Raw genomic sequence first — 10,937 nt, 5'->3', positions numbered from 1 at the left:
CCTGCGGCAACGCCCGCCACTGGCAGCCGGTCGAAACGATATAGAGGATCGCTTCGATCACACGACGCAGCTCCGTCTTACGCGGCCGGCCGCGCCGGTTCGCTCGCGGCAACAGGCGTCTGATCAGCGCCCACTCCGCATCGGTCATATCGCTTGCATAACGCAGATCGTCCCGCCGATATTGCTCCCGAGTGATCTTGGTCCAGGGCATCGTGCTCTCCCTCGAATCTTTGCAAATCCGATGGAATCACACCCCACTGAGATCACTCACCCATTTTTCAGTCAGGCTCTGAGGAGCGCGTAGCGCGTCTCGAAGGATGCACGGCCACCAGCCGGGCCATCGATCCTTCGAGACGCCTGCTACGCAGGCTCCTCAGGATGACGGCGATACGGCAATACTTGCTGCTCAAATCCCCAGATACTTGTGCTGCAGATCCGGCTCGGCGATCAGCTCCCCGCTGGTGCCGCTCCACACGGTGCGGCCGCGCTCGATGATGTAATGGCGGTCGGCGATGCGGGCGAGGTTTCCGACGTTCTTGTCGATCACCAGCACCGACTGCCCGCGCTCCTTCAGCATCGACAGGCAGCTCCAGATCTCGTCGCGGATCAGGGGCGCAAGACCCTCGGTCGCCTCGTCGAGGATCAGCAATTTCGGATTGGTCATCAGCGCGCGGCCGATCGCCAGCATCTGCTGCTCGCCGCCGGACAGCGTGACGCCCATATTATTCGTGCGTTCGGCGAGCCGCGGAAACAGCGCGTGGATCCTGTCGATGGTCCACGGATCGGAGGCACTGAAGCGATTGCCTGACGCGGCGACGAGATTTTCGCGCACCGTGAGGTTGGGGAATATCTGGCGGCCTTCCGGCACCAGGCCGATCCCGAGCTTTGCGATCTTGTAGGACGGCAGGCCGCGCACCGCCTCGCCGGCGAAGCGGATGGCGCCTGATCGCGCCGGCGTCAGGCCCATGATCGAGCGGATCGTCGTGGTCTTGCCCATGCCGTTGCGGCCCATCAGCGCGACCATCTCGCCCGACTTGATCTGGAGCGACAGGCCGAACAGCACCTGGCTCAGCCCGTAGCAGGTCTCGATCGCGTCGACTTCAAGCAGGGTTTCAGCGGTTTTGGTTTCAGCCATCCTGGTATCAGCCATGGTGCGTCACCGCATGCTGTTCGCCGAGATAGGCGCGCTTGACCTCGTCGTGCTTGCGGATCGCGTCCGGCACGTCGCAGGCGATGACGCGGCCATAGACCAAGACCGTGATGCGGTCGGCCAGCGCGAACACCGCCTCCATGTCGTGCTCCACCAGCACGATGGTGACTTCCTTGCGCAGCTCCTTCAACAGCGCGACCATCCGCGCCGATTCGGTGACGCCGAGCCCGGCCATCGGCTCGTCCAGCAGCAACAGCTGCGGCCTGGTGGCGAGCGCGACCGCGAGCTCGAGCTCGCGCTGCTCGCCATGGCTCAATTGCGACACCACGATATCGGCGCGCGTGCCGAGGCCGACGCGCTCGAGCGCCGCGCGCGCGGACTCGCGCAGATGCCGCTCCTTGCGCGCATTGCCCCAGAAGCGGAACGAGTGGCCGTCATGCGCCTGCGCCGCCAGCGCGACATTGTCGATCGCGGAAAAATCCTTCAGCAGCGAGGTGATCTGGAACGAGCGCGCCAGCCCGAGGCGGCTGCGCTTGTAGGACGGCAGGTTTGTCACGTCGCGGCCGGCGAAGCGGATGGTGCCGGAGTTCGGCATCACCTGCCCGGTGAGCTGGCTGATCAGCGTGGTCTTGCCGGCGCCGTTGGGGCCGATGATGGCGTGCAATTCGCCTGGCACCACCTCCATCGAGAGGTTGTCGGTCGCGGTGATGCCGCCGAAGCGGCGGACCAGATTGTCGACGCGCAGCAGGGGATTTGGCAGGGGCTCAACCACGGCGCATCCTCCCGAGCAGGCCCATGATGCCGCCGCGCGCGAACAGCACGATCAGGAGCAACACCGGGCCCAGGATCAGCCCCGAATATTCGGTGAACTGCGACAGCAACTCCTCGAGCAGGAGATAGACGATCGCGCCGATGACGGGACCGAACAGCGAGCCCATGCCGCCGAGGATCACCATCACCATGAGATCGCCGGAGCGTGTCCAGTACATCACGGCGGGGCTGACGAAATCGGTGTTGTTGGCAAGCAGCGCGCCGGCCAGGCCGCAGATCGTGCCTGATATCACGAAGCAGACCAGGCGGTAGCGATTGGCATGGAAGCCGATCGCCTGCATGCGCTGCTCGTTGGAGCGGACGCCCTGCACCACGAGGCCGAAACGCGAATTGACGATGCGCCAGATCAGATAGAGGCCGCCGAACAGGCAGGCCAGGCAGAGATAATAGAACTGGTTGCGATCCGACAGGTTGATCAGGCCGGCGAAATCGCTGCGCTTGTAGACGGTGAGGCCGTCGTCGCCGCCGTAGCGCGACAGCGCGGAGGCGATATAGTAGGCCATCTGCGCAAAGGCCAGCGTGATCATGATGAAGTAGACGCCGCGGGTGCGCAGTGAGAGGGCGCCGATCAGCAGCGCAAACAACGCCGAAACGGCGAGCGCCACCGGCCACTGAATGAAGCCGGAACCGATGCCCTCGGCGGCGAGGATGCCGACGGCATAGCCGCCGATGCCGAGATAGGCGGCGTGGCCGAAGCTCATCATGCCGCCATAGCCCATGATCAGATTGAGGCTCGCGGCGGCAAGCGCGAAGATCACGATCCGGGTGAACAGCGTGAGGATGAAGATATTGCCCGTGACCGCCGAATAGAGCGGCAGCAGGATCAGGGCGGCACACATCAGCGCCGCGACCGCGTTGGAGACGTTGAGCTTTCGCATCATCGTTTGGCCGCCGGGAACAGCCCCTCGGGCCGCAGCACAAGGATGATGGCCATCAGGAGGTAGATCAGCATCGATGACAGCGCCGGCGCCGCGGTCGACGCCGCCGCCCCGCTCAGCACCTTGCGCAGCAGGTCGGGCAGGAAGGCGCGGCCCATCGTGTCGATGATGCCGACGAAGATCGCGGCCATGAACGCGCCGCGGATCGAGCCGATGCCGCCGATCACGATGATCACGAAGGCCAGGATCAGGATGTTCTCGCCCATGCCGATCTGCACGGTGAGGATCGGCGCCTGCATCAGCCCGGCGAGGCCGGCGAGCGCCGCGCCAAGGCCGAACACCAGGGTGAACAGCAGCTTGATGTTGATGCCGAGCGCCCCGATCATCTCGCGGTTGGAGGCCCCGGCGCGGATCAGCATGCCGATGCGGGTGCGCATCACGACGAGATAGAGCATTGCTGCGACCGCCAGCGCGACCACGATGATCATAAGGCGGTAGGCCGGATAGTAAACGCCGGGGATGATCTGCACCGGCACGGTGAGCCAGGCCGGCAGCGGCAGCGCGAGGCCCGCCGGGCCCCAGATCAGCCGGACGGCGTCGTTGAAGAACAGGATCAGGCCGAACGTCGCCAGCACCTGGTCGAGATGGTCGCGGCCATAGAGATGCCTGAGCGCGACATATTCCAGCGCGATGCCGAGCAGCAGCGTGGCGCCCAGCGCCATCAGCGCGCCGAGCACGAAGCTACCGGTCCAGGCCACGAAGGTCGCCGCGAAATAGGCGCCCATCATGTAGAGCGAGCCGTGCGCCAGATTGACGAAGTCCATGATGCCGAACACCAGCGTCAGCCCGGCCGCCAGCAGGAACAGCAGGAGACCGAATTGCAGGCCGTTCAGCAGTTGTTCGACGACGAGATACATGGATCCTTCATACCGGGCTGAAACAAAACAGCGGCAGCGCAAGCACGCCGCCGCATTGCACATTGCGGGTTCTCCCTCGCCCCGCTCTTGTGGGGAGAGGGTTGGGGTGAGGGGCTCTTTCCGCAAACCGAATGCCGGGAAAGAGCCCCTCACCCAATCGCTTCGCGATTGACCTCTCCCCGCAAGAGCGGGGCGAGGTAAAGAGAAGCAAGCCGCGCGCCAAAAAGACGCCCGACAATCACTTCATCGGACACTTGTCGTGGAAGCGGTCCTGGTCGTCCTTGACGATGGTCGCGACCGTCTTCAGCGAGAGCTGGCCCTCGGCGTCCTTGACCACGTCCTGCAGATAGAAGTTCTGGATCGGAATGTGGTTGTTGCCGTACTTGAACGGTCCACGCACCGATTTGAAGTTCACCTTCTCCATCTCGGCCTTCATCGCGTCCTTCTTCGTCAGGTCGCCCTTCACCGCGACCACGGCGCTGTTGATCAGGTTGGCAGCGTCGTAGGACTGTGCGCCGTAGAAGGTCGGCCGCAAGCCCGGATACTTCTTGCGGTAGTCGGCGACGAACTTCTTGTTCTCCTCGTTGGGCAGGTCGTTGACCCATTGCTGCGCGCCGGGAACGCCGAGTGCATTGTCCTTCTGCAACGGCAGCGACAATTCGTCGATGGTGAACGCAGTGTAGAGCGGGATCTGCTGCTTGATGCCGGCCTGCGCGTACTGGTTCAGGAACTGCACGCCGGCCGCGCCCGGATAGAACACGAAGATCGACTCGGCCTTGGAGTTCTTCGCCTTGGTGAGCTCGGCGGAGAAGTCGAGCTGGCTCGGCCACACCGTATATTCCTCGCCGACGACCTGGCCCTTGAACGTGCTCTTGACGCCGGCCAGCATGTCCTTGCCCGCGGCGTAGTTCGGGCCGATCAGGAACACCGACTTGACGCCCTTCTGGTTCATGTAGGTGCCGACCGCCTGCGGGGTCTGGTCGTTCTGCCAGGAGGTCGAGAACACGTAAGGCGAGCACAGTTCGCCGGCGAGTTGCGACGGACCGGCATTGGCCGAGATCAGGAAGGTCTTGGAATCGACCGCGGTCTTCAGCGACGCCAGCAGCACGTTCGACCAGATGTAGCCGACGATGAAGTCGACCTTGTCGGACTGCACCAGCTTCTCGGTCTTCTGCTTGCCGACATCCGGCTTCTGCTGGTCGTCCTCGTAGATCACCTCGACCGGCTTGCCGTCAATCTTGCGGCCGAGATGGTCGAGCGCGAGCTCGAAGGAATTGCGCATGTCGTTGCCGATCACAGCGGTCGGACCACTGAAGGTCGAGACGAAGCCGATCTTGATGCTGTCAGCCGCCGTCGCGGGCTGCGCCAGCGCCACAGCCATGGCGCCTGCCAGCCAAAATGCCTTTTTCATATTCACTCCCCTCCTCAACCAAAGATCCCACGAGGCTCGATCACGAGGGCCCGGGGGTCACGCTTTGCGCGCGTCGTTCTGTGACGTATTTTGTGCGCGATATCGCAAGTCTGCAGCAAGCATGAACCGACGGCGCTGACTTAGAACCTTCGGCGCATACCCCAGCACCTTGCATCATAATTCGTCTAAATCGACCATGGCAAGAAATATAATGCCGGTTGCGTGGGCAACGATTGTCGCAGGCACCGGCCTTCCGCAACGACCCACGCCCGCACTGCAGCAGGCTTTAACGATCCGGTAAAGCACCCGGAAACCACAGGCCGGCAAGCGCCTGCGGGCTTCATGGTCCGGAAAGCATCCCTGGCCGACGCTGCCGCCAAAGGGGTGCGTCACATGCTGAATTACATCTTCGGCTTCAATGCCCGGATGGGCCGACTGGCTTTCTTCTTCTGCACCTTCGTGGTGGGCCTCGGCTTTATGATGCTGGTCTACGGCGTCACCGGCAACGCACCGGCGAGCGGCAGTATGGACGTGCTGCTGGCGCAGGCATCGAGCAACCCCGTGCTGGTCATTGCCTTCTACGGCATGCTCGTCATCTGCTTCATGCTGCAATCGATGCGGGTGCGCGACATGGGCTGGGATCCGGTCTGCGTGATGGCGGCATGGATCGCCCTCCTCGTGCTCGACAGGGCGATTGCCGGACGATTTCCCGAATATGCGCTGACCTATCAGCACACCGAAACGGTGGTCGGCGCCGCCGTCAATGGCGCAATGAACATCGTCCTGCTGGTCTGGCGGAGTGGCGGCTATTTCGAAGAACCGCCGCCATCGCAGCGCGAGACCGGCGACGATGGCCTGTTTGAAAGACGCAGCACGCCGGCCGCAGGCGGCAGCCGCGTCGCGCGGATCGCCAATGGCGAGTTCGGCGGAAAGACGCGGTAGCGGCTCCCTCCCTATTGTCGTCCCTGCCTAGTGCGCAATTGCGCACGGGAGCAGGGACCCATAACCACAGGCTTAGATTGTTGAAGAGGGCTGGGGCCTCAGCGATCCAAGACGATTCCCATTGGTGGTTATGGGTCCCGGATCGCGCGGAGCCTGTCATCGGGCGGCGCTTCGCGCCGACCCGTTGGCTTGTCCGGGACGACACTGAGTTTGTGGCGTGGTCACTGCGCCAAGCGCTGATCGGCGGTCAGCCTTGATCCACCGCCCATTCGGCGCCGTCGATCGCGTAGGACGCGTGGCGGAAATCCCTGATCGTCGCGACCTTGTCGGCCGACCAGTCGAGCAGCATGAACGATCGCGGCGGCGCGCCCTGTGCGTTCGGATCGAACACCAGGATCGCGGGGCGTCCCTCGACCTGTCCGGTCACCAGATGCCAGTCGTCGATCTTCGAATAATTGCCGAAGTAGCGCGACACCTCGGCCTTGCCGTTCAGCCGCGTCCGGTTGACGAGCTCGAGCCTGATGTCATCGGCGATCATGGCGCGGATGGCGTCGAAGTCGCGGGCGTTGAAATGCCTGACATAGGCGTTGAGCCTGATGCGATCGGCCGGCGACAGGCCGGGCCGCGGCGCGTCGTCCGGCTCGGCGGCAAACTCGCGCAATTGGGTGCGTCCACGGTGCAGCGCGGCTTTCACCGCGGGCAGGCTGAAATCCATGATGCCGCAGATCTCCTGCAGGGAGCAGCCGAGCACATCCATCAGGATCACGCTGGAACGCTGCGCCACCGGCAGGCGCATGAAGGTGCGCAGGCTGGTCGCGGCGATCTCGCGGCGGCCGACGTCATCAAGCTCTCCGGCCATCATGTCCACCTCCTCCGGCGCGTGGAGCGCTTCCTGGCGGTTGCGCCGCCTGAGGAAATCGAGCGCGGTGTTGTGCGCGATCCGGAACAGCCAGGCTTGCGGATTCTGGATCGGCGCGGCGGACCCGAAGGCTTCCACCGCCTTGATCAGCGCGTCCTGCAGCACATCCTCGCCGTCGATGACGGATCCGACCATGCGGGCGCAGTAGCGATGCAGCCTCGGCCGCATCGCCGCCAACAGCGTGTCGACGTCGGTCGCGGCCGGCGCTTGGTGTGGTGACGTCATGATGGCTCCGCCAGATCGGTGCACTGCCCGCCGGTTCACGGCTCATCCAGCATACGATAATTCCCGACAATCACCGCACTGCGAACCAGCGGCGGCTCGGCGCAACGATCGCGGATGCCGTCCTGGAACGCCTGGAACGCGGCCAGTTTCGGGATCGGGCTCGAACCGTCCTCGGCCGCGGTCTCGACCATGTGGATGAAGGTATCGTCCTCCAGCCGCAGGGTCAGATAGCGCACGCCGTCGGGCCTCGCCGCCTTCAGCTCGGCGAACACGGCCGACACCAGCGCGGCATTCTTCTCCGCCATCTCCGGCTTCGCCTTGTACCTGATCAGGGTCCGTCTCATCGCAGCCTCCTTGGCCTGGTTCTGCGGCCTGAACCGGCCGCCTCAGACCCAAGGACGTTCGCGAACCGCCAAAGGATGCGGTCCGGCAAAAATAAATTCAAAAATAGTTCTTCGCCGCATCCTTTGCCCGTTCCGGTTCGTCCTTGCCGGCGAAGCGCGCCGCAATCTCGCGGCGCGGCAACGGAGAACGACCATGCAGACCCCTCGAGAGCGCGCCGAACAGCGCTGGGTGCTCGGCCTCACCGCGCTGGCATCCTTCATGATGGCGCTCGACGCCATGATCATGACCACGGCCTTCGCGACCATCCGCGCCGATTTCGGAAGCGCCGTGGAGACGCTGCAGTGGACCGTCAACGCCTTCAACCTGACCTTCGCGGTGCTGCTCCTGACCGGCGCGGCGCTCGGCGACCGGTTCGGGCAGCGCAGGATGTTCGCGGCCGGGATCGGCCTGTTCGTCGTGGCGTCGGCGGCCTGCGCGCTGGCCGGCAACGCCGCGGCCCTGATCGCCGCCCGCGCCCTGCAGGGCGCAGGCGCGGCGCTGGTGATGCCGCTGGCGATGGCGATCCTGAGCGGCGCGTTCGGCCGGGAGGAGCGCGCCCGCGCGCTCGGCATTTTCAGCGGCATCACCGGATGCGCGCTGATCATAGGTCCCGCGATCGGCGGCTTCATCACCGAACATCTCGGCTGGCGCTGGATCTTCTGGATCAATTTGCCGATCGGCCTGGTCGCGATCGCCCTCGTGATCGCCCGCCTGCGCGAAAGCTTCGGGCCGCCAGCGCCGCTCGACATCGCCGGACTCACGCTGGTCGCGCTCGCGGCGCTGGCGCTGGTCTGGGGCCTGCTGCGCGGCAACGGCGTCGGCTGGGCCAGCGCGGAAGTGACGGGCGCGCTGATCGCCGGCGTCGCGCTGGCGGCGCTGTTCGTGCTGTGGGAGCTGCGTGCCACAAGCCCGATGGTGCCGATGCGGCTGTTCGCGGCACGGCCCTTTGCGTCAGGCATGGCCGCAAGCGTGCTGTTCTACGCCGCGATGTATGGCGTGCTGTTCCTGCTGCCGCAGTTCCTGCAGATCGCGCTCGGCTTCGACGCCTTCGGCGCCGGGCTGCGTTTGCTGCCGTGGACGGCGACGCTGTTCGTCACCGCGCCGATCGCCGGCGCCGCGGTCAACCGGTTCGGCGAGCGCACACTGGTCGTCACCGGCCTCCTGATGCAGGCGATCGGGCTCGGATGGATCAGCGAGATCGTGAGCCCCGCGGTGCCCTATTCGGCGCTGGTCGCGCCGCTGGTGCTCGCCGGCGTCGGCGTGTCGATGGCGATGCCGGCCGCGCAGAACGCGGTGCTGGGCGCGGTCGCCGTCAGCGAGATGGGCAAGGCGTCGGGCGTCTTCAACATGGGCCGCTTCCTCGGCGGCATGTTCGGCATCGCGGCGCTGGTGGCGAGCTTTTCCGCCAATGGCGCAGCCGATTCATCCGGTCATTTCGCAAACGGATTCGCGTCGGCGATGAGCCTTGCCGCAACACTGTCATTCGCCGGCGCGGTCGCGGGACTGTTCCTGCCGATGCGGCGGCGGGCCGTCGCCGCGGCCGCGCCGCAGGATGCGTGAGGCTTGCGGCGATTGGGTTTTGCTATCGGGCGATCGGGCATTTCGTGTTGGAATGAGGCTGCGAATGAATACATAATCAAACGACGAAGCCGTTCGAAACCGAGAGCGACATCAGATGACGCAAACGCCGGCCAAACCTCATCGCGTGGTGATCGTCGGCGCCGGCTTCGGCGGCCTGGAAGCCGCTTTCGGTCTCAGAGGGGCGCCGGTCGAGATCACGCTGATCGACCGCCGCAACCACCATCTGTTCCAGCCGCTGCTCTATCAGGTCGCGACCGCTTCGCTTGCCACCAGCGAGATCGCCTGGCCGATCCGCTATCTCTTGCGCGACCGGCCCGAGGTGACGACGCTGTTCGCCAATGTCTGTGGCGTCGACGCCGCAGCGAAATGCGTCCAGCTCGACGACGGCGGCAGCCTTCCCTACGACACGCTGGTCCTCGCCACCGGCGCCCGCCACGCCTATTTCGGCCATGACGAATGGGAGCCGTTCGCGCCCGGCCTGAAGACGCTGGAGGACGCGACGACGCTGCGGCGGCGCATCCTGGTCGCCTTCGAGCGCGCCGAGCGCGAGACCGATCCGGACAAGCGCGCGGCGCTGCTGACCTTCGTCATCATCGGCGCCGGGCCGACCGGCGTCGAGATGGCCGGCACCATCGCCGACCTCGCCAAGGACACGCTGCCGCAAGACTTCCGTCACATCGACACGCGCAAGGCGCGCGTGGTGCTGATCGAGGCCGGCCCGCGCGTGCTGGCCGGCTTCCCGGACGATCTCTCGGCCTATGCGCAGGCGTCGCTGGAAAGGCTCGGCGTCGAGGTGATGCTGGGCGAGCCGGTCACCGAATGCTCGGCCGACGGCGTGGTGTTCGGCGGCAAGAGGCTGGAGGCGCGCACCATCGTCTGGGCCGCCGGCGTGCGCGCCTCGCGCGCCGCCGAATGGCTGAACGCGCCGGCCGATCGCGCCCATCGACTGCAGGTCGAGCCGGATCTCACCGTGCCCGGCCATCCCGATGTCTTCGCCGTCGGCGACACCGTCACGATCAAGGATCCCGACGGCAATCCGGTGCCGGGCATCGCGCCGGCCGCCAAGCAGGAGGGGCGCTACGTCGCCGCACTGATCAAGGCCCGGCTCGACGGCAAGACGCTGCCCCCGTTCCGCTACAGGCATGCCGGCAGCCTCGCCCAGATCGGCAAGAAGAAGGCGGTGATCGATTTCGGCTGGCTCAAGCTGCGCGGCTCGCTGGCATGGTGGATTTGGGGCCTCGCCCACATCTACTTCCTGATCGGCGTGCGGCATCGGATTGCGGTGGCGATGAACTGGCTCTGGATCCACACCCGCGACCAGCGCGCCGCACGGCTGATCACACAAGGCAGCAGCAAGGTCGCGCAGTAGGGGATCGGCCTCGGCGATCCGTGCACAATCGCCGTTCCGCGCTCCTCAGAGTCTGACTCATAAATCACCCAACCTTAGCTGCAGCCGCGAGTCTGCGGGTCAGGAGCCTGATGTGTGCAATCAGCAGCCAGGCAGCTTCGGTTGCCACCGTCGCCTCGAAGTCCTTGGCGAGGCGGCGGCATCTGCCGAACCAAGCGAATGTGCGTTCAACCACCCACCGCCTCGGCAGAAGCTGGAAGCCTTTGACGCCTTGAGGCCGCTCGACGATCTCGACAGTCCATGGACCGCAGTCTGAGAGCGCGTCGAGGAGTTGATTTCCGCGGTAGACCC

Annotated in this window: 12 protein-coding genes; 3 read left to right on the top strand and 9 right to left on the bottom strand. The window is 65.3% G+C overall.

Annotation, left to right across the window (positions count from 1 at the left end; translation table 11 throughout):
* From J6525_RS44860 to J6525_RS44835, 6 genes are all read right to left on the bottom strand, one after another.
* Positions 1-211, bottom strand: a 211-nt coding sequence (locus J6525_RS44860) for a transposase (RefSeq protein WP_225642946.1), incomplete at its 3' end; no start/stop codon positions are given.
* Positions 212-406: 195 nt separating this feature from the next.
* On the bottom strand, positions 407-1,135 hold the full coding sequence (locus tag J6525_RS44855; RefSeq protein ID WP_225649425.1) for an ABC transporter ATP-binding protein: 729 nt from the start codon (positions 1,133-1,135) through the stop codon (positions 407-409).
* Positions 1,136-1,142: 7 nt separating this feature from the next.
* Complete coding sequence (locus tag J6525_RS44850) at positions 1,143-1,910, bottom strand: ABC transporter ATP-binding protein (RefSeq protein WP_225649427.1); 768 nt, start codon at positions 1,908-1,910, stop codon at positions 1,143-1,145.
* Positions 1,911-1,914: 4 nt separating this feature from the next.
* Positions 1,915-2,862: a branched-chain amino acid ABC transporter permease gene (locus tag J6525_RS44845; protein ID WP_376708661.1), complete on the bottom strand. Its 948-nt coding sequence runs from the start codon at positions 2,860-2,862 to the stop codon at positions 1,915-1,917.
* Positions 2,859-3,776, bottom strand: coding sequence for a branched-chain amino acid ABC transporter permease (locus tag J6525_RS44840; protein WP_057019470.1), 918 nt, complete (start codon positions 3,774-3,776; stop codon positions 2,859-2,861). The genes J6525_RS44845 and J6525_RS44840 overlap by 4 nt, the downstream gene beginning before the upstream one ends.
* Positions 3,777-4,014: 238 nt before the next feature.
* Positions 4,015-5,187 carry an ABC transporter substrate-binding protein gene (locus tag J6525_RS44835; protein ID WP_225649424.1) on the bottom strand — a complete coding sequence of 391 codons (1,173 nt, stop codon included), beginning with the start codon at positions 5,185-5,187 and terminating at the stop codon, positions 4,015-4,017.
* A 393-nt stretch (positions 5,188-5,580) separates the two neighbouring features.
* On the opposite strand from J6525_RS44835, the gene J6525_RS44830 reads away from it, so the two are divergent.
* Entirely contained in the window at positions 5,581-6,129 is a 549-nt protein-coding gene (locus tag J6525_RS44830) for a DUF805 domain-containing protein (RefSeq protein WP_225649423.1), read from the top strand.
* 247 nt (positions 6,130-6,376) lie between these two features.
* Here J6525_RS44830 and J6525_RS44825 read toward each other — a convergent pair whose 3' ends face one another.
* The gene (locus J6525_RS44825) at positions 6,377-7,273 is read right to left on the bottom strand and encodes a sigma-70 family RNA polymerase sigma factor (protein ID WP_225649422.1); all 897 of its coding nucleotides are present in this window, start codon (positions 7,271-7,273) and stop codon (positions 6,377-6,379) included.
* A gap of 35 nt (positions 7,274-7,308) precedes the next feature.
* Positions 7,309-7,617, bottom strand: coding sequence for a hypothetical protein (locus J6525_RS44820; protein ID WP_028333780.1), 309 nt, complete (start codon positions 7,615-7,617; stop codon positions 7,309-7,311).
* A 193-nt stretch (positions 7,618-7,810) separates the two neighbouring features.
* On the opposite strand from J6525_RS44820, the gene J6525_RS44815 reads away from it, so the two are divergent.
* Together J6525_RS44815 and J6525_RS44810 are read left to right on the top strand one after the other, a co-directional pair.
* Positions 7,811-9,217, top strand: a complete 1,407-nt coding sequence (locus tag J6525_RS44815; protein ID WP_225649421.1) for a DHA2 family efflux MFS transporter permease subunit — start codon at positions 7,811-7,813, stop codon at positions 9,215-9,217.
* Positions 9,218-9,332: 115 nt separating this feature from the next.
* A complete protein-coding gene (locus J6525_RS44810) occupies positions 9,333-10,607 on the top strand; it encodes an NAD(P)/FAD-dependent oxidoreductase (RefSeq protein WP_225649420.1) in 1,275 nt (424 codons plus the stop codon).
* A 64-nt stretch (positions 10,608-10,671) separates the two neighbouring features.
* Here J6525_RS44810 and J6525_RS44805 read toward each other — a convergent pair.
* The coding region (locus J6525_RS44805) for a transposase (RefSeq protein ID WP_225648735.1) at positions 10,672-10,937 on the bottom strand (266 nt) is incomplete at its 5' end.

This window comes from Bradyrhizobium australafricanum, from assembly GCF_020329495.1.
In the GTDB taxonomy this organism is placed as follows: Bacteria; Pseudomonadota; Alphaproteobacteria; order Rhizobiales; family Xanthobacteraceae; genus Bradyrhizobium; species Bradyrhizobium australafricanum.
Note: the sequence above shows the minus strand (reverse complement) of the source record. Positions and strands in the feature narration are given on the sequence as shown.

What these genes read in the sequence shown, in the direction of transcription:
- J6525_RS44855 (WP_225649425.1), bottom strand. Translation starts at nt 1,135, where the DNA reads ATGGCTGAAACCAAAACCGCTGAAACCCTGCTTGAAGTCGACGCGATC.
- J6525_RS44845 (WP_376708661.1), bottom strand. Translation starts at nt 2,862, where the DNA reads ATGATGCGAAAGCTCAACGTCTCCAACGCGGTCGCGGCGCTGATGTGT.
- J6525_RS44840 (WP_057019470.1), bottom strand. Translation starts at nt 3,776, where the DNA reads ATGTATCTCGTCGTCGAACAACTGCTGAACGGCCTGCAATTCGGTCTC.
- J6525_RS44835 (WP_225649424.1), bottom strand. Translation starts at nt 5,187, where the DNA reads ATGAAAAAGGCATTTTGGCTGGCAGGCGCCATGGCTGTGGCGCTGGCG.
- J6525_RS44830 (WP_225649423.1), top strand. Translation starts at nt 5,581, where the DNA reads ATGCTGAATTACATCTTCGGCTTCAATGCCCGGATGGGCCGACTGGCT.
- J6525_RS44825 (WP_225649422.1), bottom strand. Translation starts at nt 7,273, where the DNA reads ATGACGTCACCACACCAAGCGCCGGCCGCGACCGACGTCGACACGCTG.
- J6525_RS44820 (WP_028333780.1), bottom strand. Translation starts at nt 7,617, where the DNA reads ATGAGACGGACCCTGATCAGGTACAAGGCGAAGCCGGAGATGGCGGAG.
- J6525_RS44815 (WP_225649421.1), top strand. Translation starts at nt 7,811, where the DNA reads ATGCAGACCCCTCGAGAGCGCGCCGAACAGCGCTGGGTGCTCGGCCTC.
- J6525_RS44810 (WP_225649420.1), top strand. Translation starts at nt 9,333, where the DNA reads ATGACGCAAACGCCGGCCAAACCTCATCGCGTGGTGATCGTCGGCGCC.